General features: G+C 34.6%; 18 protein-coding genes and 1 tRNA gene. 9 read left to right on the top strand and 10 right to left on the bottom strand.

The features are described from left to right. Nucleotides 1-116 precede the first annotated feature (116 nt). Entirely contained in the window at nucleotides 117-2,444 is a 2,328-nt protein-coding gene (locus EDF66_RS13165; RefSeq protein WP_132843172.1) for a TonB-dependent receptor, read from the top strand. Nucleotides 2,445-2,461: 17 nt separating this feature from the next. Next, nucleotides 2,462-3,250 carry a DUF4249 domain-containing protein gene (locus tag EDF66_RS13160; RefSeq protein WP_132843170.1) on the top strand — a complete coding sequence of 263 codons (789 nt, stop codon included), beginning with the start codon at nucleotides 2,462-2,464 and terminating at the stop codon, nucleotides 3,248-3,250. 88 nt (nucleotides 3,251-3,338) lie between these two features. Here the strand turns inward: EDF66_RS13160 and EDF66_RS13155 are convergent, their stop codons facing one another. Together EDF66_RS13155 and EDF66_RS13150 are read right to left on the bottom strand one after the other, a co-directional pair. After that, complete coding sequence (locus EDF66_RS13155; RefSeq protein ID WP_165902442.1) at nucleotides 3,339-4,067, bottom strand: LytR/AlgR family response regulator transcription factor; 729 nt, start codon at nucleotides 4,065-4,067, stop codon at nucleotides 3,339-3,341. After that, nucleotides 4,042-5,154: a sensor histidine kinase gene (locus tag EDF66_RS13150; RefSeq protein WP_132771838.1), complete on the bottom strand. Its 1,113-nt coding sequence runs from the start codon at nucleotides 5,152-5,154 to the stop codon at nucleotides 4,042-4,044. The genes EDF66_RS13155 and EDF66_RS13150 overlap by 26 nt, the downstream gene beginning before the upstream one ends. A gap of 396 nt (nucleotides 5,155-5,550) precedes the next feature. Here EDF66_RS13150 and EDF66_RS13145 point away from each other — a divergent pair, with 396 nt between their 5' ends. Continuing rightward, nucleotides 5,551-6,021 (top strand): response regulator, encoded by a 471-nt coding sequence (locus EDF66_RS13145; RefSeq protein ID WP_021189665.1) that lies wholly within the window; start codon nucleotides 5,551-5,553, stop codon nucleotides 6,019-6,021. A 19-nt stretch (nucleotides 6,022-6,040) separates the two neighbouring features. Here EDF66_RS13145 and EDF66_RS13140 read toward each other — a convergent pair whose 3' ends face one another. From EDF66_RS13140 to EDF66_RS13125, 4 genes are all read right to left on the bottom strand, one after another. After that, complete coding sequence (locus EDF66_RS13140; protein ID WP_132843168.1) at nucleotides 6,041-7,135, bottom strand: sensor histidine kinase; 1,095 nt, start codon at nucleotides 7,133-7,135, stop codon at nucleotides 6,041-6,043. A gap of 74 nt (nucleotides 7,136-7,209) precedes the next feature. Continuing rightward, nucleotides 7,210-9,369 (bottom strand): 7TM diverse intracellular signaling domain-containing protein, encoded by a 2,160-nt coding sequence (locus EDF66_RS13135; protein WP_132843166.1) that lies wholly within the window; start codon nucleotides 9,367-9,369, stop codon nucleotides 7,210-7,212. 13 nt (nucleotides 9,370-9,382) lie between these two features. Continuing rightward, a complete protein-coding gene (locus tag EDF66_RS13130) occupies nucleotides 9,383-10,471 on the bottom strand; it encodes a ThiF family adenylyltransferase (RefSeq protein WP_132843164.1) in 1,089 nt (362 codons plus the stop codon). A gap of 9 nt (nucleotides 10,472-10,480) precedes the next feature. Continuing rightward, complete coding sequence (locus tag EDF66_RS13125) at nucleotides 10,481-11,293, bottom strand: hypothetical protein (RefSeq protein ID WP_132771840.1); 813 nt, start codon at nucleotides 11,291-11,293, stop codon at nucleotides 10,481-10,483. A 632-nt stretch (nucleotides 11,294-11,925) separates the two neighbouring features. On the opposite strand from EDF66_RS13125, the gene EDF66_RS13120 reads away from it, so the two are divergent. From EDF66_RS13120 to EDF66_RS13095, 6 genes are all read left to right on the top strand, one after another. Beyond that, complete coding sequence (locus EDF66_RS13120) at nucleotides 11,926-12,609, top strand: response regulator transcription factor (RefSeq protein ID WP_021189661.1); 684 nt, start codon at nucleotides 11,926-11,928, stop codon at nucleotides 12,607-12,609. Further along, nucleotides 12,606-13,973, top strand: coding sequence for a sensor histidine kinase (locus EDF66_RS13115; protein ID WP_132843163.1), 1,368 nt, complete (start codon nucleotides 12,606-12,608; stop codon nucleotides 13,971-13,973). Before EDF66_RS13120 ends, EDF66_RS13115 begins: the two co-directional genes overlap by 4 nt. 371 nt (nucleotides 13,974-14,344) lie before the next feature. Continuing rightward, the gene (locus EDF66_RS13110) at nucleotides 14,345-15,478 is read left to right on the top strand and encodes an efflux RND transporter periplasmic adaptor subunit (protein WP_132843161.1); all 1,134 of its coding nucleotides are present in this window, start codon (nucleotides 14,345-14,347) and stop codon (nucleotides 15,476-15,478) included. Nucleotides 15,479-15,676: 198 nt separating this feature from the next. Then, complete coding sequence (locus tag EDF66_RS13105) at nucleotides 15,677-18,763, top strand: efflux RND transporter permease subunit (protein WP_132843159.1); 3,087 nt, start codon at nucleotides 15,677-15,679, stop codon at nucleotides 18,761-18,763. 24 nt (nucleotides 18,764-18,787) lie between these two features. Beyond that, complete coding sequence (locus EDF66_RS13100) at nucleotides 18,788-20,086, top strand: TolC family protein (protein ID WP_132843157.1); 1,299 nt, start codon at nucleotides 18,788-18,790, stop codon at nucleotides 20,084-20,086. Nucleotides 20,087-20,314: 228 nt separating this feature from the next. After that, nucleotides 20,315-20,387: transfer RNA gene (locus EDF66_RS13095), tRNA-Lys, on the top strand. Nucleotides 20,388-20,526: 139 nt separating this feature from the next. On the opposite strand, the gene EDF66_RS13090 is transcribed toward EDF66_RS13095, so the two are convergent. From EDF66_RS13090 to EDF66_RS13075, 4 genes are all read right to left on the bottom strand, one after another. Beyond that, on the bottom strand, nucleotides 20,527-21,219 hold the full coding sequence (locus EDF66_RS13090; RefSeq protein ID WP_132843155.1) for a LytR/AlgR family response regulator transcription factor: 693 nt from the start codon (nucleotides 21,217-21,219) through the stop codon (nucleotides 20,527-20,529). Further along, a complete protein-coding gene (locus EDF66_RS13085; protein ID WP_132843154.1) occupies nucleotides 21,216-22,376 on the bottom strand; it encodes a TlpA disulfide reductase family protein in 1,161 nt (386 codons plus the stop codon). The genes EDF66_RS13090 and EDF66_RS13085 overlap by 4 nt, the downstream gene beginning before the upstream one ends. Nucleotides 22,377-22,386: 10 nt before the next feature. After that, complete coding sequence (locus tag EDF66_RS13080) at nucleotides 22,387-23,439, bottom strand: sensor histidine kinase (protein ID WP_165902441.1); 1,053 nt, start codon at nucleotides 23,437-23,439, stop codon at nucleotides 22,387-22,389. Nucleotides 23,440-23,704: 265 nt separating this feature from the next. After that, complete coding sequence (locus EDF66_RS13075) at nucleotides 23,705-25,387, bottom strand: RagB/SusD family nutrient uptake outer membrane protein (protein WP_132843150.1); 1,683 nt, start codon at nucleotides 25,385-25,387, stop codon at nucleotides 23,705-23,707.

The following is a 25,387-nucleotide window of genomic DNA, read 5'->3' as shown; positions in this document are numbered from 1 at the left end:
ATACGATATTCTAAAAAAGCACTCAAAATCGCATGTTCCTATAATATCTACCAGCGTTCCTATAATAGTAAATATTTCATTGTCCCAAACCTCTACTTTCGTAGAAAATTTGAAATATGTTAAAACCACTATCTTTTCTATTAATTTTAGTATCAATCGCCCATATAGGTATTGCTCAAAAGCGATACAACATATCAGGAACTATAAAAGATATATCAACCGGCGAAACACTAATTGGTGCTTCGGTTAAACTTCAGGAATTACCACAGTCTGGGAGTTTAAGTAATTCATATGGTTTTTACTCAATTGGTGTGACGGAAGGACGTTATGTACTGATAAGTTCTTACATTGGCTATAAGACCTACACAGATACCATCACCGTGGATAAAAATTTTGTTATAAATATCGCATTGCAATCACAAGCAATGCTTGAAGAGGTAGTCATATCTACAAGCAGAAAAAACAACAAAAATATTTCTTCTCCGCAAATGGGTATTGAAAAGCTCAATATGAAGCAAATTAATCAACTACCTGTCGTTCTAGGTGAACAAGATGTGTTAAAAAGCATCACACTCATGCCGGGAATAAAAAGTTCCGGAGAAGGAAATACTGGTTTTTATGTACGGGGTGGAGGTTCGGATCAAAATTTAATTCTATTAGATGAAGCTACTGTTTACAACGCCTCTCATCTATTAGGTTTCTTTTCAACATTCAATTCAGATGCGATCAAAGATGTGAGTATCTACAAAGGTGGTATGCCTGCTGAATATGGCGGAAGATTATCGTCTGTCTTAGACATAAAAATGAATGAAGGGAATAATAAAAAAATAACTGTTCAAGGCGGTATAGGGATGATTGCCTCCCGCATTAAAGTTGAAGGACCTATCGTGAAGGATAAAGGTTCGTTTATGATTTCTGCCCGTCGTACTTATGCGGACCTGTTCCTGAAAGCTTCATCAGATACCACAATAAATAAAAGTACTTTATTTTTTTATGACGTTAACGCAAAAGCAAACTACAGATTCAACGATAATAACGCAATTTACCTTTCAGGCTATTTTGGCAAGGATGTATTGGGTCTTCAGGACATTTTTGGCACTAATTGGGGAAATGCAACAGGTGCAGTAAGATTTAATCACGTTTTCAATAGTAAATTATTTTCAAACACTTCATTCATCTACAGCAAATACAACTATGTCATTGAAGGACTCGATCGAGCTGATGGCTTTAAAGCGACTTCAAAAATTACCGACTTAAATTTTAAACAAGATTTCAATTATTATGCAAGTTACAATCATACGTTAAGATTTGGAATCCAAGCAACAAGACACGATATCTCGCCTGGAGATATTACTACCACAGCGAGTTCAAGTTTTAATGACAAGCATGTTGAACATCGGTATGGTTATGAAATGGCAGCGTACCTAAGCGATGAGTGGAAGGTTAACGACAAATTAAGCATGATATACGGTCTACGTCTAAGTTCAATGCTACTCGTCGGTCCTGGAACATTCAGCAAATATGATATGTTAGGCAATACGTTAATATCAGAAAAGTATAAGACAGGCGAAGTTGTTCAAAATTATTTAAATTTAGAACCTCGATTTAGCGTAAGCTATATGTTAGACGATCAGCAATCAATCAAGGCCTCATATAATAGAAATACACAAAACATTCACCTTTTAACAAACTCAACGAGCGCTAGTCCTACAGATTTATATGTCATGAGCAGCAAAAATATCAAACCAGAAATCGCAGATCAGATTTCTACTGGATATTTTAGAAATTTCAAAGACAATACATACGAATTATCAGTTGAGCTATATTATAAAAATTTACAAAATCAGATCGATTACAAAGATGCAGCACAATTACTAGTCAATCAGGATGTTGAATCACAACTCCTTTACGGTGTTGGCAGGGCCTATGGTACTGAGTTATTCCTCAAGAAAAGATATGGAAAATTTAACGGATGGCTTGGCTATACCCTATCTAAAACGGAACGTAAATTTGAAGGGATAAATGACGGAAAATATTACCCAGCAACACACGACCGCACACACGATTTATCTCTAGTTGCTATTTACAAATACAACGAAAAATGGACATTTTCGAGCAATTTCGTTTATGGAACAGGTAAAGCTGTAACCTATCCTACTGGCAAATATAATATTGGAGGTAACACAACTTTCTCTTATTCACAAAGAAATGCTTATCGCCAGCCAGCCACTCATCGTTTAGATTTAGCAGCGACTTTCGAGGGAGCACCTGGTAAATATTTTCAGTCCAGCTGGACCTTTGGTATTTATAATGTGTACGCTAATAAAGATCCATATCGAATAGCGTTTAGAGATAGTAAAAAAATTCCTAATGCAACTGAAGCAGTTCAAACCAGCATATTTGGAGTACCGATTCCTTCCATTACCTGGAATTTTAAATTTTAATCTGAAAATCACAAAACATGAAAAAAACTATATTTTACATCCTATTGCTAGTGCTATTTATCTTAGCACAGTCATGCGAAAAAGTAATTGATATTCAAGTAAATGACGAAATAGGAAAGCTTGTTATTGAAGCAAGTATTAACAATACAAGTTCACAGCAAGAAATAAAGCTGAGTCGCAACGTATCTTTTTCCGCAGGCAATGATTACCCTTCAGTAAAAGGCGCTAAAGTAATCGTCTATGATGATGAAGAAAAAGAATATGTATTTCAAGAAACTATACCGGGAACTTATGTAGCAAAAGATTTTACTGGACAATCCGGAAGAAGCTACAGCATGGATATTCAAGTAAATGAGAGTAAATTTACTGCAAAATCTAAAATGCCTCAAGTGGTTCTGCTAGATTCTATTATAGCTGAAAAGCCAAAACTTGGAGACAAAGATACCCGCAATATAAAAGTATTTTACCGCGATCCTAAAGATGACGCTAACCAATATCGTTTTATTCTATTTGTTAACAATAAACAGATTAAAGATGTATATGCCCTAAATGACGATTTTAACAACGGTAATCCGGTTAGTATCACATTAAGACCAAGTGATGATGAGGAGATATATCCAGGAGATCAAATTCGTGTTGAAATGCTTTGCATTGATAAATCGATCTATAATTACTGGTATAGCCTCATGCAACAGTCTTCAGGAGGTGGCATTGCCCCCAGTAACCCACCAACTAATATAAGTCCAAGAGTATTTGGCTACTTCAGCGCCCAAACTATATCAAGCAAAAGTATAGTTGTTAATTAATGTCAACTCCATCATTACAAAGGAACCATATCGTTGAAAACATGTGGTTCCTTTGCATTATTTCATCCTGTTAATAACCTTTTATCCATCACCTATTAATTGTCTGCTTGTCAATACGCATTAATAGGTTCTCTTTAAAACTAGCACCCAAAGGCATTTCGAACCCAGCAACAGTTACCCAATGATTATCGACACTTTCAATCTTCTTAAGATTTACTACAAATGATTTATTCACACGTACAAAATCCATACTTGGCAACTTATTTAAGATTGTTTTTATATTCATAGCAACCATTAATTTTTTGTCTTTACTATGTATCATAACATAATCTTTCATTGCCTCGATGTACTGGATCTCGTCTAGTGCAAGACGAAATAATTTTCGGTCAGACTTAACAAAAATATGATCGGTTGGTTGTAAAGCCTGTTTATCATAAGCTTTATTTTGAAAATAGCTGATAGCCTTATCCAAAGCTTTTTTTAACCGATCTTCAGCAATAGGTTTTAATAAATAATCTAAGGCATTCAGATCATAGCTTTCTAAAGCATAATTAGGATAGGCTGTTGTAAATATGACTTGAATTGACGGTGGAATTTGCTTTGCAAACTCCAATCCACTCTCCTCTGCTAAATGAATATCTAAAAAAATCAAATCAAGATCTTGCGTTTCCATAATCATGCGGGCATCGTCAGTATTACTATACATACCCATACAATCTAAGAAGTTATAATTTTTTAGTAATTGCACCAATCCCCTTCTTGCAAAAGGCTCATCCTCAATAACAATATACTTAATGCTTAACTGTTCTATATTCATTCGATCCATCTATTGGAATACTTAAAAATACTTTAAAAATATCTTCTCTATCATCTATTGCCAAATTATAACTATTCGGATATAAAATATCTAACCGCTTTCGAATATTACTCAATCCTAAACCTCCGTATTCTTTGACAGATACTTTCTTTTTTTTCGCATTTACACATGTAAAACAAATCTGCTCATTGGCTACAGTAAAATTAATTTTGACATGCAAATCTCCGTCCATAGCCTGATGCGCACCATGCTTCACAACATTTTCAATAAATGGAATAAATAGAAATGGTGGAATATTAATCGCCTCCATACCTGCATCCACGTCAAAATTCACACTAAATTTATCTCTTCGAATTTCCTCTAAAAAGATAATATTTTGAAGTACCTCAATTTCTTTTCCCAGTTCTATCGTATCCCCTTTTGATAAATAAAGCTGATTTCTAAGAATATCACTAAGCTTCAATAATACTTTTGATGCCAATTTAGGATTTTCATAAATGAGAAAATTGATATTATTAAGTGTGTTAAATAAATAATGGGGATTAATCTGACTTTTCAATTGTTCCAATTGACTTAGTAAGGTATTATTTTCAAATTCCTTAAATCGTATTAAATTGATAATCCATATTTTAAACAGCTTAACACTACTTACAGCCGCAATAAAAATTGTAAAAAGTATGATTAATATCACAAAATCTTTTCCATCTAATAAAGATTGATCTGGCTTCTTAATAAACCGCAATTCCTGACTCTCTAAGATCAACATACTTAAGAAAATGATGGTATAAAATGCGAACAAAGTACCTCCATAAGCTAAAAACTTACTTCTCAACATAAACACAGGTATCAAAACATAGTGATTAATATAAAATAAAGCCAAGAGAATAATAATTGAAATACATTTTACCAGTAGATTCCACACCTTCATTTTTTCATCAACTTCTGCAGGCGCATTATTTGGTAAAAAATGAATTCCTATGATTGCTGCTATTAACAAAACATGCCGTATCCAGCGGTATTTACTGTCAATTACGAAATCTATAAAATGGCTATTTTCATAACCGATAATTATTTGTCCATTTCTCATTTAAAAGATTTGCCGGTAAGCATTTAATTTATTGCAAAGGTACATTACTCCGAAAGTGATTTTGCGACCTTTTATCATTTATTTTTTTCAAAAGATACGTCTTCATTTAATTGCTATCTATTTGTAATCTTATGTTCTATATGATTCTTCTTTGTATTGAAATTAGATTCAAATAATTCTTAACTTTGTACGTAATGAAAACCCCCTATTTGAATTCTAGGGTAAGTCATGTTTGTTTCGATAGAAAATCTACCTTTTTAATGTGTAAGTTGTTAATTTATATATTAAAACATTTGAACACAAACCAATTGATGCAAATGTTGTTACTAAGAAAAACAACATCCATTCGTTGCGCGACACTTTTACTAGGTTTTCTAACTTTTTACAACAAATAACATGGAAAATAAAAAAAACAAAATTACTGTATTATATGTTGACGACGAGGAAAACAATCTCGTTTCTTTCAAAGCAACTTTCCGTTTCAAGTATAAAGTACTTACTGCCATTAGTGGTTCTGAAGCTATCGAAATTGTAAAAAAGAATCACGTCGACATTATAGTTACAGATCAACGGATGCCAGGCATGACGGGTGTACAATTTTTAGAAGAAATCATCAAGATTAATCCAGAACCTATGCGCATTTTACTTACCGGTTATACCGATATGGCCGCAGTTATAGATGCTGTAAACAAAGGGAAAATTTTCCATTATCTAAATAAACCTTGGAGTGAGGAAGAATTAGACGAAACAATAAATCGGGCCTATGATATCTATTCTGAACGAAAAAATCTATTAGAAACATATTCGAAATTGGAAGTATCAAATGAACAATTAGAATTTTTACTGCGTCAAAAATTGCTTTCATAGGTTATACCAAAACCTAAATTCAATAAGTTTTTTTGCTTGGAACAACAATTTTAAAAGTTGTTCCAACTCCAACTTCAGATTCAACATCAACTGTACCCTGTAATTTAAGTAGCGCACTTTTCACGTTATAAAGACCAAATCCCATACCCTCAGCTTGGTCACTTGCTCTAAAAAACAATTTGAAAATATCATTGATATAGTCTGAAGAGATTCCTATCCCGCAATCACTTACTTTCAGCGTTGCATTTCCATCAGAAACTTCGACAGATAATTTAACAAATTTATTTTCACAATCCTTTCTTTGATATTTAAAAGAATTAGAAAGCAGATTATGTAAGATTAATTCCAAGACAGTTTTATCGCAAATAAATTCTTCTTTTTGATCAACACTGATTATAAATTCTACATCATTATTCCGAACAGACATATTATAGAATGCTTGAATATCATTAAAAAGTTCACTGAAATTAATTGTAGATAGCATTAATTCACCACGCCTCAATAAATAATAATCACGTAAGCTATCGATATATAAATCCAGTCTTGTCAACGAACCATCCATTAATCCTAATAACTCATGAATTTGATCGACCTGATCAAATTTCAACCCAAGTTTAACAGCTGATAGAACTCCAGTAAGTGGATCGCGAAGATCATGACTTACACTATAAGCAAATTTATCAAGCTCATGATAAGCTTTTTCTAGTTCCTCATTTTTTATATCGAGCATAGAATTGGCTGTATAAAACTTATCAGCCTCTTCGATACAGGAAATCATTTCCTCCTCTATCCATGGTTTACGGACAAAACGGAATATATTTCCTTTATTAACAGCATCAATTACAGTTTCCATATCTGCATAAGCAGTCAATAAGATACGGATAGGTCTTGGAAAATCCTTTTTTATACGATCAAAGAAATCAATTCCTAACTCATTTGGCATGCGTTGATCACAGAATATGATTCTGATTTTAGGATTTTTAATCAATATTTCTTGAGCTTCAACTGTTGAAGAAGCGGTATGTATAACATAGCTATATCTAAAATTGGCTTTAAAACCAAATAAGTTATTTAATTCATCATCAATATATAGTATTTCTATATCTTTTATCATAATCTAATCATATAGCAGTAAATGCCGCACCTACAAAAATAAGAATATCCCTTACTTTAAAGATAAGGTTCCATTTAAATAATTTGTCGAATCGGAATAATTAATTTAAAAACGGTCCCTTCTCCGACTATAGAATCAACCACAATCTTTCCATTATGCTTGGCTATAGTATTATAAGCAATTGACATACCTAAACCTGTGCCCTCACCAACATCTTTAGTGGTAAAGAATGGTTCAAAAATTTTCTCTCTAATTTCTGAAGGAATCCCAATGCCATTATCAGCAATACTAATGTACATAAATGAATCATCTTCAGTTAATCCTGTTTTTAATTTTAAAATTCCACCCGGATTATTTTGAAATTTCTTATTGATCGCATAGATCGCATTAGTCAATATATTTAAAAAAACTTGATTAAGTTTTCCTGCATAACATTCTATCGCTGGTAATTCACCGTAATTTTTATCAACTTCAATCCCCTGCTGTATTAAACTGTTTAGAATAACCATCGTAGATTCCAAACCCTCATTAATATCAGCAAATTTAAGTGTGTCCTCATCGACACGTGAAAAGATTCGAAGACTCTTAACGATCTCAGCGGTTCGATTGGCTCCCTCACTCATTCCTTTCAATAAGAAATCTACTTCAGTTCTGAGGTATTCCAGATCAATTTCTTCTTTATAAGCTATAATACGAGATTGTTTTTCACTTAAGGTCAGTTCATCATCAAGGGCAACACTTTCCACTTCATCTAAAGTTTCCCAAATCATATTAATATCCCGTTTCAAAGGCGCAACACTTGAGGTGACGAAATTAATCGGATTATTGATTTCATGTGCTACACCAGCAGTCAATTGCCCTAAAGAAGCCATTTTCTCGGCCTCTACCAGTTGTGATTGCGTCTCTTTTAAATGTTTCAAAGTCGCTTGCAGCGACTCATTCGTCTCCATTAATTCGCTCGTTCTTTCTTCCACTTTTTGTTCTAAAACCACATTCTGCTCACGAATAAGACGTTCATTCTCCAATAAAGTAGCCAATTCTCTAGTCTGCGATTCCTCCTTCTCTTTACGATAAATATTAATTTTATCTCCCAATGCGAATGAAAGTAATATTGCTTCAATTACTGAACCAATCTGTACAGAACGTACTGTAAAAAAATTATACTTTAAGATATTATAATCTTTAAAAACATATACAACAACACTCACTAAAAACACACACCAGGCAAAAAGGAAGTATTTTGTTTGTTTATACTTCTGTCCAGATAATTTAAATGCTACAATCAAAACAATTATAGAACCACCGCCAGCTACTATATTTACCATTTTATATGCTGGAATTAAAATCCCGGCAGCTAAAAATCCAATAATAATAAAATAACTAATCAAAAAAATATTAAGGAGCTTATCAAGTTTTGGAGCATCCTTTGCCGTCTGCAAAAATGATTTTACAAAGAAAATCGCTGCAATACCTGACATTGCTCCCGAAAAAGTAAGTAAACGACTTGATAGCCAAACACTATGAATAGAAAAAAATGGTTCAAAAATCCCTAGTATTATACACTGTGCAATTGTAACCCAGAAAATGTAATTGACATAAACATAGTAATGTGATTCTCGAGTCGAAAAGAATAAAAAGATATTATACAAGATCATAGCAAGCATCAACCCTATATAAATTGCCGAGAAAATATCCGTCTCTAATAAAGTTTCCATCACCCCCCTCTCTGTATGAATCGAGATTGGGGCCATCAATTGAGTATTACTCCTTAATTTAAAAAAACACGTTACTTTTTCACCCTTTTTTAGCGGAATTTCAAATAAGAAAAACTGATGTGGATAAGCACGATCTTTTACATTACCACCATATTTTAAACTTGTACTGTCTACAACACCATTTCTTAAAGTATAAAAAACGACCTCATCAATATTAGCATGAGACAAATTTACAACAAGCTTCTCCTTATCAGAAAGATTTCTTATTTCAAATTGAATCCAATTATTAACATCTTCAATACCTAAGTTAAGTACTTCATCTTTACTTGCTTTAAATAAATTGGGCTGACGACGTACATCTTCAAAGGTGAGTTGCTTTGTTTGATCTTTTAGAACAGAGACACTCTTACCAATATATGAGTTTGATTGATCTTTAACAAAGCGAATACCCTCAAATGCATTGGTGCACAAAAATGAAATGAAAAGCAGTAAAGTCAATAATAGTTTTTTTTGATTCATAATATCCTATAAATCAATTGAAATCTGAACCGATATGACTGTCCATATCCAAATAATATCGTCCTGAAGATACTCGCTCACCCAACAATATTCTCCGACAGACATTTGTTGTCATAGCTCCCCCCAAGACAACTTCTGAAGCAAGTTGAGGCCAAGAAAGTAATGTTTTCTTGATTTGTGGAATGGATTTCTTCATTCTAATGGATAATTGATCCGCATTGACGATTTTCATTAGATATTGTAATCTTTCGCCTTCCGATAGGGTATTCAGTTCAACCATAGTTAAATCACCTATTAAGCCATGAAAAATTGGGCGGTCGGGTTCCTGATCAAATCGTTCGATATCTAACATCCCCCTGTCATTAGTATCCATTACCACCGGAATCTTTAAGGCGCGCGCATTAAATCTGCTTTCCAATTTAACTTCAAAACTATCACAAACCTCTACTAACAAATCGATCTTATCTGTTTCTCCTAAAAAAGAATTGTAATTTTCAGTATTTAATCCCTCTGGAAAAATTTCGACTTTTAAAAATGGATCTATTTCCGCTATTTCTCGTGCTGCAATAATTACTTTTGGTACAGCAAGATTAAAAACAGCTGTGCGTAATCTATTTAAATTACTTAAATCCAGTTCATCAAAATCTGCAAGTCTCAATGTCCCACAAGTACGCTCCATCGCCATCGTCAAAGCTATTGACTGTCCGACAGATAGTCCAACAATACCAACTATCTTTTGAGCTAAAACATCTCTTTCCTCTGTTGTAATTTTAAGCTGATTTCGATTCGTTCTTACCTCAATAAACTCCTTCTCATCCAATAAGTGAACAAGCGTTTTTCGCCATGGATAATATACCCAAACACCATATTCTTCCAAACTCTTTCCTTGTAGGAAATCTTGTATAAATGACTGATGCTTTAATTCTGATTCCCAATCAGCAGGGTAGCGACAACGTCCCAACTCATTAAGCTGTCTTTCAATCTCATTATATTCAAAAACAATATCACCTTTTCGCCTAAGCTCTTCTAAAGATTTTCTATCATGAGTATTAGCCAATCTAAAATATAATGGGCTGTATGGCACATCCAACGTATCAATCATATTATATTATCAAAGTATATTGAGATTATTCTCGTCAAAAAATTCAGCATTAGTATTCTGTTTAGTCATCTGTTTGATGACCTCAGTCAAATTCCATTTATCCATGTTATCCAGTTGCAACATATAATGTATCTCAATCTCTTTAGAGCGCAATTCCTCTATTCTAACCACATTACCACGGTTACGTAATTCTAAAATAGCCTTTCTATCTTCTTCAGAAGCTAATTCAAGATTATTAACGTCATCTAAAATCATCGTTGTTGCGAGAAGATCCAGTTTAGGATAATAAAATGTTCCGTTATTTCCTACACCACTTTCCAAACGATAGCCCACACATTTTGTTAAATTAATGGTGTATGGGGCGCATAAAGCAAATAATGATTTTATACCTATTTGTGGTGCAATTGCAATCGCAGCTCTAGTTAAAAAAATACTACCAATACCATAACCAGCAATTTCCCTAGAATTCCATAATCCACACCCCTCTCCCGTACCTTCTTGTGCATAATCCCATACCAAATCAAAGATTTTAGCGTCCATGTTTCCTGTGGCCTCCTCTATAGGAAGAGGTTGGGATCCTCCTGAAACATGTATCCTTGCACCTCCGTATACATTTTCTCCATCCAGAGATTCTACAATCAAAACGAAAGCTGCGGGGTTATACATCCAATCATTTTTAGATGATGTAACTTTTTTTACACCTATCGCCGTTAAGACATGCGCATGTCCCTCTATAAAACGCTCGCAAGTCTTAGGATCATCGATCGCACGAAACGCTCTTAACCTGACCACAGGACGTCCCTCTTTAAATATTAGTGCCATGGACAGTTAATTATTCGATTAAGATTCAAAAATAATCAATATAATCAAAAGCTGTTCACTATAAACAAAAATATTAAAGCTGCACTATTTTATTGAAATCTAAATCATTAAAAACTGCGGTAGCGGTTAATTTCGAATGCGATCGATCGGTTAATGTTACGTACTTTTTTTAAAAGTTATTTTAGTATGCTCACTGCCTTTTTCAAATCAATTTTTTGGTGGATATGCTCAAACATGTTTAGCATAAATATTCTCTAAAACTTTTAATTATGCTATTTAACTAAACAAAGTTAGTAAAAACATACTCAATATTTTTGAAAGAAGTAATTAAAAATCGCAAAAGTTAACTAAAGCCATTCATATATTACAAAGCCATTTCTTACAAATAATAATTTTATTAAAATCTAGTCCAAAACAACTTTTCAATTCAACACGGATTTAGAATATACATGAACTAATTCTCCATATAGATAAGAGACCAAGGTTACCTGCTTATGGTATTTTACGATAATAACATCTTAAATGGTAAGTTTGTATTTATTAAACCATCATGTGTTTATCGCGCCATAGTAAAAAACAGTTTATGAATTAAATATCGATGATGGTTTCAACTGATAAATAACGTATGCTCCATGAAAATATTAATTATAGAAGATGATCAGCGCGTAGCAGAACTCATAAAGAGAGGACTGGATGAACAGGATTTTGAAACCGTATTAGCTTATGATGGATTATCAGGTAAAAAGCTTTTTTCCCAAGATCATTTTGACTTAATCATTACGGATATCATCTTACCCAAGCTGGATGGTTTAGACCTTTGTAAGCAAATCAGACAAATAAATCCAGATCTTCCAATCATTATGCTGACAGCACTAGGAACTACAGATGATAAAATAGAAGGGTTCGATGCCGGAGCTGACGATTATTTAGTAAAGCCATTTGAAATGCGCGAACTTTTAGTCCGTATTAGAGCATTATTAAAGCGTCGTCAAAAAACAACTGGTAATCTCAATTTTGTTTTACACTTTGAAGATCTCGAAATGAATCTACATACCAAAATTGTAAAACGTAGTCAGCAAGAGATTAATTTAACACCTAAAGAGTTTAAACTGCTGGAATACCTAATGCAAAATCCCAACAGAGTATTGTCTCGGGTAGAAATTGCAGATAAAGTTTGGGAAACTCATTTTGATACCGGCACGAACTTCATCGATGTATACATCAACTACCTCAGAAAAAAAATAGACCGTAATTTTGACAAGAAACTGATTCATACAAAATCGGGAATGGGTTTCATTCTGAAAAAAGAACTATGAAAATAAGAACACGTCTAGTTTTTCTATTTACCCTCATTACAGCAATTATTCTTAGTTTGTTTGCTACTGTAATCTATCTATCTGCAAAGGAAAACAGACAGATAGAATTTTACAATCTACTCCAAAAAGAAGCGATCACCAAAGCCAATCTTTTTCTAAATGCTCATGTAGACAAAAAGATTTTGCAAGATATCTACCATAATAATAGAAAAATATTGAATGAGGTTGAGGTTGCTATTTATGATACCAAATTTGATTTAATCTATCATGACGCTGTGGATATCGATTTTGTCAAAGAAACAAAACCTATGTTTGATGAAATTTACCAAAAAGGTGAAATCAAATTTTATCAGCAGGACTGGCAAGTTATAGGTCTTCAGTATGTTTATCAAGGTAAAAGATATATTGTTACTGCGGCTGCTTATGACCAATATGGTTATAGTAAACTCCATAATTTATTAAATAATAGCATTATTGTTTTTATTATTTCAATTTTGTTTATTCTCGTAGCAGGTATTTTTTTCTCTAAGAAAGCATTTGAACCTGTTCGTGCCATGAGTGAAAAAGCACGAAATATTTCTGCTACCAATCTTGATCTACGTTTATCAAATAATGACAATAAAGATGAACTATCTGAGCTTGCCGATACCTTCAACGATATGTTGGATCGCTTAGAAAACTCATTTGACGCACAGAAACATTTTGTATCGAACATCTCTCATGAATTACGCACACCACTTGCGGCTATTATTACTGAACTGGAATTATCAATGAGTAAGGATCGAGGGATAGACGATTATAAGAACGCAATTAATCATGCATTAAATGACTCAAACAAATTGGCCCGTTTGTGCAATAGCCTCCTTGATCTAGCAAAAGCTAGTTACGATCCTGCCGAAATTGCATTTAAACCCATACGAGTGGACGAGCTTTTGTTAGATGCCAGACAACAGGTTAAAAAAACCAATCCCGAATATAAAATTGACATACACTTTGATGACGATTTTGAAAACGACAATCAAATCTCCATAAATGGTAATGAATACTTGTTAAAAGTGGCCTGTAGCAATCTTTTCGAAAATGGTTGTAAATTCTCTATCCCACCTCGTTGTACTGTTTCTGTTCTATTTGACAGCCAAAATATAGTGCTAAAATTTGTTGATTTAGGAATTGGAATTGCAACAGAAGATCTACCACAGATTTTTAGTCCATTTTATCGTGGTAAAAACAAAGACTATACTTATGGACACGGCATTGGACTTGCATTGACACAAAAAATTATTGCACTGCATAATGGCAACATCTCGGTCATTTCAAAAGAGAATGAAGGAACAACTTTCATCTTAACCTTACCACATTGCTAATGATTTAACGCAGTTCGACCACTTAAACAGACCTAACTGCCAAACAAATTATTACAGCCCAGTCGTAATCCAAAAAATGCTATGCTTTAATTTCTCTATAAATTATAGCCATACAACACTTCAATCAGCTTAACCCTATCTTGAGCACCATCAAACTCAAATATTAAAACAAATTGATCAAAATCTGCTCTGCTAAGCTGAGCATCTCGTAAATCATTCTAATAATTTTCTAATAATTTTCTATTCGTCTTCTAACTGCTATACTCCTACAACCTAAGCACCTTTGCAATGTTCAAAAACAGCGATAAAGATGCTCCTCATGGAGAAATATCACTTAGGCACAAATAAATGTTAATTTAAAATTCTTGGCGATGAAAACCACAATTACAAAAAAACATAGTCACTTAATACAGATTCTCATGATTTCTGTACTTTCTCTTAATCTAATGGGATGTCATACAAAAGTTGATGAAGAAATCACTGAAAATTTCACACAAAACGCTGATACCATTCAAGTCCAAGGAAAGGTAAAATCACAATTAAAGACATGTACTGTTCTCAAACAAGCTCATCAACTGGAGCTCATTACAGCCGGGACAGTGAAAGCTATTCCAAATCTCTATGCTGAAATCGGTTCTCCATTTTCAGGACGTGTTTCAGCAGTACATCTCAAATTAGGAATGAAAACAAAACCTGGAACTCCTCTTTATGAACTGATATCTCCGGAATTTATTGAAACTCAAAAGCTATACTTTCAGGCAAAAACAGCTTATCAAAATGCTAGATTGATTCTAAAGCGACAACAAGATCTTAAACAACATGGTGTAGGAACTGATAAAGATGTCGAAGAGGCCAGGGCCCAGTACGAAATTACAGAGAAAGAATATCAAAATACGTCTGCTTCGCTTAGATTCTTCAATGTAGATACTGAAAAACTAGTTTTAGGACAGCCACTTATTATCCGATCGCCTATTAGTGGTGAAGTTATTAGCAATGACATTGTTCTGGGACAATACATTAAATCGGATGATTTACCCCTTGCTAAAGTAGCCGAACTGAACACTGTCTGGGTAGTTGGAATGGTTAAAGAACAAAATCTAAACCTTATAAATAAATTAGATTTAGCCGAAATTGCGACAATAGCCTTTCCTGATGATAAGATAAAGGGAACCATTTACCACATCGATGAAATTGTAAATGAAGATACCCGAAGTGTCCAAATTCTTATTGAATGCCGCAATCCCGATCGTTTATTAAAACCAGGCATGTATGTGAATGTCAACTTTACTAAAAAAGCTTCTGATGCTGTGTTCATTCCTGCAAAATCATTACTACAATTTAATGATCAAAGCTATGTATTCTTAACAATTGGGAAAGATAAATATCTCAGACGCTACGTCGAAACAGGTATCACAGATAAAGATCAGGTACAAATTTTATCAGGTCTGCAAGCAGGAGACAATATTATCAGTGAGGGTGCATTTTATCTATTAAATGCAAAATAAATAGTATTTCGAAGAAAGTTTATTCACATAAAAACTGCTGTACATTCTCAAGTATATCATTCCAATGAAACCAATTACGCTGTGAATTGCATTTGGGGATCTATTGAAATAAGTATACCTATAAAACATCGCTGAAAAGCTAATATAAATTAATGACTTCCTGATTGGTGCATCGCAACTTTAATCAACTCTATTTTAATGAAAAATATATTTAACAATACTATAGCCAAACGTTGGTTGGTCTTGGCTCTTTTTATTCTATTAACCTTTTTTGGATATTATTCTTGGACACAGCTTTCCATTGAAGCGTATCCTGATATAGGCGATGTAAGTTCTCAGATTGTGACACAAGTACCTGGACTTGCTGCAGAAGAAGTAGAGCAGCAAATTACTATTCCGATAGAAAGAGCTATCAATGGTTTACCAGGTATGCACGTGATGCGGAGTAAAAGTACTTTTGGACTGTCTATGGTTACAATTGTTTTTCAAGATGGAACAGATGATTATTTCGCACGCACCCGTATTCAAGAACGGTTGACGGATCTGGAGCTGCCTTATAACGCAACAGCAAATCTTGACCCTTTAACTTCTCCAACAGGAGAAATATTTCGGTACATCATCGAAAGTAAATCACATGATCTACGCGAACTCACCGATCTGCAGACATTTGTCATTATACCCCGTATCAAACAAGTGTCTGGAGTAGTTGATGTTACAAATTTTGGAGGTATTACGACACAATTTCAAGTTGAGATTGATCCCATTAAACTGGAACAATATGGTCTAGCCTTAAGCGAGGTAGTGAACAAAATTGAAACAAACAACACCAATGCAGGTGGAAGTGTTATGAATAGAGGGGACCAATCTTACGTCATTAGAGGAATCGGACTTCTCAGGACATTGGAAGACATCGGAAATATAGTTGTTAAATCCCAGCAAGGAACAGCTATTTTCATGAAAGATATCGGTCAGATCAAATACGGAAATCTTGAAAGAAAAGGTGCTTTAGGCTATTCTGATAAACGTGGAGCAAACTATTCCGACAATATTGAGGGAATTGTGCTATTACTTAAAGGCCAAAACCCTTCTGTCGTTTTAGAGGGCGTCAATCAAGCTATTGATGAATTAAACAATACCATATTACCTGCGGGAGTACAGATTCATCCGTTCATGGATCGTACTCAACTTGTAGAAACAACCTTAACTACAGTTTCCCACACCTTATTAGAGGGAATGGGTTTGGTTATTATTGTACTCATCATATTCCTTGGTAGCTGGCGTGGAGCGCTGTTAGTTGCTATTACCATACCTATCGCTCTGTTGACAGCTTTTATCCTGATGCACTTTACGCATGTTCCGGCTAACTTGTTGTCATTGGGTGCCATCGATTTTGGTATTATAGTCGATGGGGCCATTGTCATGATGGAAGCTATCTTGAAAAAAAGAGAAGAGAATGAAGATGAACAACTCACCGAATTAGGTATTGCTTCTATTGTAAAGCAAATGGCTAAACCCATATTTTTTGCAACAATCATTATAATCACGGCTTATATTCCCCTATTTGCATTTGAACGTGTAGAAAAAAAGTTATTTACTCCTATGGCTTTTACAGTAGGTTATGCATTGTTGGGTGCGTTATTAGTTGCTCTATTCCTAATACCTGGACTCGCTTATGTTGTTTATCGGAAGCCTCAAAAAGTATATCACAACAAATGGTTAGAAAAATTAACTGTAGGATATCACAGACAAATCCAGCATTTATTAAACCGTCCAAAGAGAGTATTCACGCCTTTAATCATCATTTTTGCAGGTGCAATCATATTAACATGTACTGTTGGTAAAGATTTTCTGCCTCCCTTAGATGAAGGATCCATCTGGTTGCAAGTATCACTACCTCCCGGAATCACAGTTGAAAAATCAAAGGAAATGAGTGATTCACTACGTGCGCGAACACTTCAATATGATGAGGTTACATATGTGATGGTCCAAGCAGGTCGTAATGATGATGGTACAGATGCATGGACTCCCTCTCATTTTGAATGCAGTGTTGGCTTACTTCCTTACAAACAGTGGAAAAATGGGAAAACCAAAGCTGATCTAATTGAGGAATTGGCTGCTGAATACAAACAGATGCCCGGATATGACGTTGCATTTTCACAACCAATGATTGATGGAGTGATGGATAAAATTGCGGGGGCGCATAGTGAGCTCGTCGTTAAGATATATGGAGAAGACTTTAAGGAAATCCGAAGAATAGCATATGAGGTCTTGATTACGTTGCGAAAAGTAAAAGGTGCTGTAGATTTAGCGATCGATCAAGAACCTCCATTGCCGCAACTACAGATAAAAGCAGACCGTTATAAAATAGCACAATATGGTTTAAATGTCGCCGATGTCTCCGACCTTATTGAAACAGCTATCGGTGGAAAAGCGGTTTCCCAAATATTTCAAGAAGGAAAAGTTTACGATATTATCTGCCGTTATCATGAAGCAAGTCGCAATACACCTGAAAAAATAGGAAATTTAATGTTGACAAATGAATCCGGAGCAAAAATTCCCCTATCACAAGTAGCGACAATAAAACTCAATACCGGAGAAAGCACGATCGCTCGTGAGATGAATAAGAGACATTTGACAGTGCGGTTAAATCTACGCGGAAATGATCTTACTTCCTTTCTCAAAGAAGCACAAGCTAAAATTGAAAAAGATATCAAATATGACCACAACGACATAAAAATAAAATGGGGCGGTCAATTTGAAAATCAAAATCGCGCATATCAGCATTTGGCTATTATTGTTCCTATGGCACTAGCATTAATGTTTATACTACTATACGGCGCTTTTGGAAGCTTCTCACAAGCCGGATTGTTGATGAGTGTTGTACCGCTTGCCATATTTGGAGGTATGCTTGCATTAAATATTCGCGCTATGACCCTCAATGTATCTTCAGTAGTCGGATTTATAGCACTCTTTGGTGTTGCAATTCAAAATGGTGTACTGATGATCACACAGTTCAATGCATTAAGAAAAAAAGGGTATGCTTTAAAAGAAGCCGTAATAGAAGGCGCCAAACATCGTTTCAGACCAGTAATCATGACTGCCACTGTAGCCATCTTGGGGCTTCTTCCTGCTTCATTGGCCACAGGTATTGGATCTGATGTTCAAAGACCATTAGCAACTGTCATTGTTTACGGATTATTCTTCGCTACCGTGATAACCCTCTATGCATTGCCATCATTATATTATCTATTAGAGAAAATAAATGCAGACAAAAAACATAATTAGTTTTCATCTCAAAAATACCATCACATGTTACGTCTTAAAAACATCCGTAAAAAACACTTTCTACTATTATATTTTACTTTAGTCTTAAGTGTAATTACTCAAGCTCAGATTAACGCAAATATTCAAAAAGAGATTACTTATCCCGATTTTATAAAAGCTGTTGCTCAAAATAACATAGCTTATGCGGCAGAAAAGTTAAATATCAATATTGCTGAAGCAAATATTGAAAAATCCAAAATAATTCCTGACCCAGAATTTACCGCTGGTGTATTTAATAACGACCAGCATAAAATGAAGATGGGGTACGGATACAATATCGGACTGGATTGGACCCTCGAACTTGGCGGAAAACGGAAAGCACGCGTTGATCTGGCAAAAAGTGAATCTGAACTTAGCAAATATATATTGCAGGATTACTTCAGGAATCTCAGAGCCGATGCTACTGTACAATATTTAACCGCAATCCATCATGAGCAACTGATGAAATTACAATTCAATTCCTATGAAACGATGGATGAACTTGCAAAATCGGACAGTTTACGCGCCAAATTAGGTACAATTACTGCTATTGATGCCAAACAAAGTAAACTTGAGGCTAAATCCATATGGAATGAAGCAATTCAGTCCATCGGAAATTGGAAAGGATCGTTGAGTAGCCTCAATTTACTGATGGGGAGTAAACATGCTGAACTTACACAAATGGCATTGGTAAATTTTTCTACATTTGACCGGTCTTTTTATCTCGATGACCTTATAGTCCATGCACTATCAAACCGTTCAGATCTACTGTATGCATTACAAAATAAAGATGTGTCAGAAAAAATGATCCGTCTTACAAAAGTAAATCGGGTACTAGATTTAGGAATAACGACAGGTGTTACGCGCAATGCAGAAGCCCGCAATGATTTAGCTCCCAGTCCAGCTTTCACATCAGCAAATTTTGGAATAAGTATTCCTTTGAAATTTTCAAATCATCGGAAAGGAGAACTTAAGGAGGCATTTTATACTGCCCAACAAGCTGGATTACAACATCAAGAGATTGAACTACAGGTGCAAACAGAAGTTAAGCAAGCATTTTATAACTATGAAGCGACTCAAAAGCAACTTCAGCAATTCAACAGTGGCATTCTTGACGATGCTAAAGCTATCTTAACGGGGAAACTCTACAGCTACAAACGAGGTGATTCTAGTTTACTTGAAGTACTCCATGCACAGAGAACCTATATTGAAGTTCAGCAAAATTATTATGAAATACTGTTTAATAATGCCCATGCTCTCGTTATATTGGAACAATCCGCAGGTATTTGGGATATACTTTTTTAGAAAAAAAACAATTTTATGTGTGTTTAACAAATATTAATATGGATAATCAGAAGCATATTTTAATGAAATATGCTTCCAGAAAGCAACAAAAATCCTAGATAAAAAAAATATTCTCCCTCAAAATAAAGGATTTAAGGAATATTCATTAGATATACTTGGCATATATCAGGTATTTTTCTACCTTTGCATCACTCCAAACAACGAAGGAAACTTCAAAAAAAAGAGTAAGATTCCGTAGCTCAGCTGGTAGAGCAATACACTTTTAATGTATGGGTCCTGGGTTCGAATCCCAGCGGGATCACAAAAGAAAAGCTAATCGAAAGATTGGCTTTTCTTATTTAAAGACATGGAGATTCGAAAGAAGCGTCGACCGGATTCGATCTAGAGATATTCAAAATGGGTAATAACATCCTTTAAAAGGATGTTATCTAAATCAATTTTCAAAAAGTATTTATTTTTTTCAACAACTCTTCACGATAAGCTCTTGAAAGAGGAACTTTTATATCTTTTATGACAACCTGGTGGTTTTCGATTTTAGATATTTGAAACAAGGATGTAATGTATGATTTATGTATCCTCATAAACTGATCATCTGGCAATCTGTTCTGCACTTCATTAAGTGTCATACGTGTAAGCGTCTTTTTATCCTGTTCGACAATAGATATATAATTATCCTGTCCCTGAATATAAAGTATATTTGCTAAGATGATCGACACCCAATTATGTCCATCTTTAACAAAAAGTGCAGTTTCAGCTGTATTATTTAGGACAGGCATTTGCTGTTTTCTGCTATTTGCAAGCTGACAGGCTTGCAAAAATCTGTTAAAATTAATCGGTTTCAGTAAGTAGTCGGTAGCCGCTAAATCGAAACCTTTCAAGGCATGTTCAACATAAGCCGTAGTAAATATTACCTGCGTTTTATACTTGATTAGTTTTGCTAGCTCTAAACCCGAAATATCGGGCATATTGATATCCAGAAAGACTAAATCTATCGTCGCAGACTCCAAAAAGTCCATAGCCTCACCTCCACTCGAAAACAAATTATCCAGTTTTAGAAAATTTATCTTTTGTGCATGCATACTTATTATATCGAGTGCTACGGGCTCGTCATCTATTGCAATTGCTCTGATCATTTTTTTGGCAGTATTGTATTGAGTTTATCTTTTAATTCCTCATAATTAAGTCCCCTTGCTATAATAATGCCATTTGGGTCTATCAAAAAGGTTTGTGGTATTGCCTTAATACTATAAAGCTTCACAATACTATTGTCCCAATGTTTTAAATCGGATACTTGTGTCCACACTAAACCATCATCTTTAATTGCTTTTATCCATGCTTCTTTATCATCTGCTGCATCTAAAGATATACCCAAGATAGTAAAATTCCTATTGCTAAAATCCTGATATAATTGTCTCATATGAGCACTCTCTTCGCGACAAGGACCGCACCATGATGCCCAAAAGTCCAACAATACATATTTACCTCTAAAAGATGAGAAACTAATTGGATTTCCTGTAGTATCATTTTGAATAAATTCTGGCGCTACGGTACCAATATTCAAGTCTTGAAGATCCTTTAAAAATTTATTGTACTCTTGACCCAATAATGTATTTCTAATGTGAGGACTAAGTTTATTAAATAGCGCATAAGTATCATCAACCTCTGGAAAGGGACCTGCATATTCTGACAAACTTACCAATGAAACATAACTATCTAAATTACTAGTAATGAAAGATTTTAAGACTGGTTTTCTAGAATCTTTCAAGCTATCTAACCTCGCTCCCAAACTTGTAGCGGTAAGGCTATCCGGATTTGATCTTAACATGAGACTCGTTTCCATTTGCTTTTCGAATATCGGTTTTAATAACCGTTGAAGATTTTGTTCATCTACATTAATCTTTGAACCTGTAAACTTACCAATCTCCAGCAAACCAGACGTACTCAGTAGTATATTTCCTGGATGAAGATAAAGCCTCAGCAAATCAATTTTATCTCCAGTTCTTGTTTTTTGTATCAAGGCCGACAGACCGATTTCGTCAGGGTCACTCACCAATGTTGCTAGCAATGGTTTAACAACATTTCCTTCAAATACATATCCTTTTTTATCATACTCGTATTCAGCTGAATCAATTAAATTTTGTCCATTTATTTGATAAGCTAAATACAGACGAGGATGATTACCGTTTACATTTGTTTTAATAGTGAGTTTAAAGTTTTTATGTTCCATATTTTGAGCATAAGAGACCAAAAATGACACAATAGCTAGTAGGGAAAACATGTATTTTTTCATAATTTCAATATTATTTATTCAGTAGAAGTTGTAGTGAGATTTTATAAACAGTGCCATCAGTAAAATTTTCAAATTTATGCTTCTCGGGATATAAAAGCTTGATCCTTCTTAAAGTACTTTTAATTCCAGTATTATTTCCCTCTATCTGATGATGACCACTGATGATGGTATTGACCACTTTTAGATTTAAACGTCCGTTGATAACTTCTAAATCAATCTTTATGGCACTGGATTCGCTCATACTGATACCATATTTAAAAGCATTCTCTATAAAAGTCAGCAATAGTAAAGGTGCAATTTTCCAACCCTTTTCGTTAACATTTAGCTGTACATCGATCACGATATGCTCTTTTACCGGCAACCGCTCTTTTTGCAAAGACAAATAATTATTTATAAACACGATCTCTTCTTCGAGTGGAACAAAATCGCTATGAATTCCTGTTATTGTATACCTCAAAAGATCCGATAACTGATCAATACCATTTGCAGTTTGTGGCGCTCCTTCTTTTAAAGCAGTACCGTAGAGATAATTGAGACTGTTAAACAAAAAGTGAGGATTTAATTGTGATTTGAGGGTATTTAGCTCAAATTCCGCTTGTTGCTGCTGCATCTCTTTTTTATACTTTAACTGATAAAAATAATCTCGAATCAAAGCATACAGAAACGCATACACAGTCATTAAAAGTATCGGTCTTAATACCGACATATTTTCAATTATCCGACGTGCGTTCTCATGATGTAACTGGAGCATTGTGAACGGAATTACACTGATTAATAAGCTAATTTCTAGAAATAAGTACCAGCGAACTCTAGTAAAAAAAAAGTTATAATTGATTTCTACTAATAATAGAAAAAATAAGACCATAAGCATATCGTAACTAAAATTGTTTTGACTAAAATAGTCCCAAATACTTACTGGAGTTTTGTCCTCATAAAATAGATAGTCGCCACTCGTATTAACAATAACCAGATAAGGTATTACGGTAAACATATTGATGACGACCCATACTGCTGCGCAGTGTACCAGCCAATATTGTAAGATAGTACGGATTCTTTTTTTCATAATTGTTCTTTTCATAAAAGTAATCCAATCTACAGATATTGATTAATTTATGTGGTGAATTACTTTTATTAGTGGTGAGTGATGGAATAGACTAGTCAAAATCAAAGAACAAAATATATTGTTTAGGCATAAAAAAAGCTAATCTTGCGATTAGCTTTTTTTAATTTACTCTATTGACAACTACAATAGAAAGATGGAATAAAATTAATGATTGATCACCTATAATTATTTGCAATAAGTAATCAATGCATTTATAATCTATTATTTAGTAACCTTTTGCAGTTTGTGCAGCTTTTAAATTAGTATTCCTATCTAAGGCAGTTTGCGGAAAAGGCATCAACATAAATTTTGGATCCCATATACGCTCCTGAACGATTACGTTAGCAATATCTTTTGTAGTTTTCATAACATTGGCCGCGATGTTCCAACGTCTGATATCAAAATAACGCTGTCCCTCCCCTGCCAATTCTATTCGACGCTCATTACGGATAACTTCTCTCAGTTTTTCTTTTGTATTATTGACTACCTGATTTACTGGAGGCATACCGGCACGATCCCGGATGTCATCTAATGCCGCAAAAATAGTAGCATCCGGTCCACTTACTTCATTTTTAGCTTCTGCATAAGCCAGAAGGATTTCGGCATATCTAATAATGCTATAATCCTGTGGCGCATCGTATTCTAAACCACTAACTAATGAAATTGGATCCAAATATTTCTTAAAATTATAACCAGTGAAGCTTTCTCCGCCACCTGGTCCGGCCCAAGTATAGGTATAACCGTCTTTATATTCATTCCAGGTTGCTCCTGGAAATAATACACTGGCATAAAGACGCGTATCCCTGTTTTTAAATTCGTTGATGTAGTTCGCAGAAGGAGTTTTATTAATATTAAAATCAATAGCCCTTTGCTCTGGTGATGGAGGAGTAAAACTAGTACCATCACTTTTCCAATATGCATCAACTAAACTTTGAATAGGTGTTATAGAACCCCAACCTCCAATATTTGGAGGAGCCAATAACGTTCTCAAACCATTACCAAATGGTGCATAACTTTGATTTTCCTGAATATTCTGAGAGACTAGAATAGCTTCCTTATTACCTTCGTTAGCTGTCCAAAATTGTTGCTGATAACTAGCCAGACCCTTATAAAATTTCTGTTTAGCGTCATCATCGGCGAAAGTTACCAAAGTACTGTAATCATCCTTGGTATCGTTAGCTGTTAAAGCGGTCTTCCTAAAGAGCTGATAGCCCGCTCCCATCACTTTTTGAGCACTTGCTACAGCATCTGGATATTTACCGTATTCCAGTTGAATACGTGTCAAAATTGCCCAGGCGGCACCATTTGTAATACGGCCAGTCTGATTTGGAGCACCGCCATTATAACTAGCTGGCAAATCTGTTTCAACGGCTTTGATCTCATCAATTGCAAATTGAATTACTTCCGTAACAGGAGCTGTTGCTACGGCAGTTTCCTCAGGATCTGTGTAAGCATTCTTCAACAATGGTACAGCCCCAAAGAGATGTGCCAGTTCGTAATAAGTAAATGCTCTTAAAACTCTGACCTCTGCAATAAAACGTTTGCGCAGGGTTTCATCCATGGTTGCTTTGCCAATATTATCTAAAAAATAATTATAGCGGCGTATAAAAATATAACGGCTATTATAGCCCACATCTAGTGTAGCATCTATGTTTCCAGCAGATACGCGACTTGCAGTGCTTTCCCAGGGATATTGGCAATAAGCATTATCAGCTGCTCCATCATCGTATGCATAATTAAAAGCATTTGCCAAAGAACTATAACAGCCGTTTAAAGCGAGCTGTACGTCATTTTGCGATTTCCAGAAAGTACCCGCAGAAAGTTTATCCTGTGGAACAAAATCGATCGACTTTTTACAGCTACCCAAAACTGTAAACGCGACAAGTGATATATATATAATTTTTTTCAT

Source organism: Sphingobacterium sp. JUb20 (assembly GCF_004342035.1).
Lineage (GTDB): Bacteria > Bacteroidota > Bacteroidia > Sphingobacteriales > Sphingobacteriaceae > Sphingobacterium > Sphingobacterium anhuiense.
This window is presented reverse-complemented; position numbering and strand designations above follow the sequence as displayed.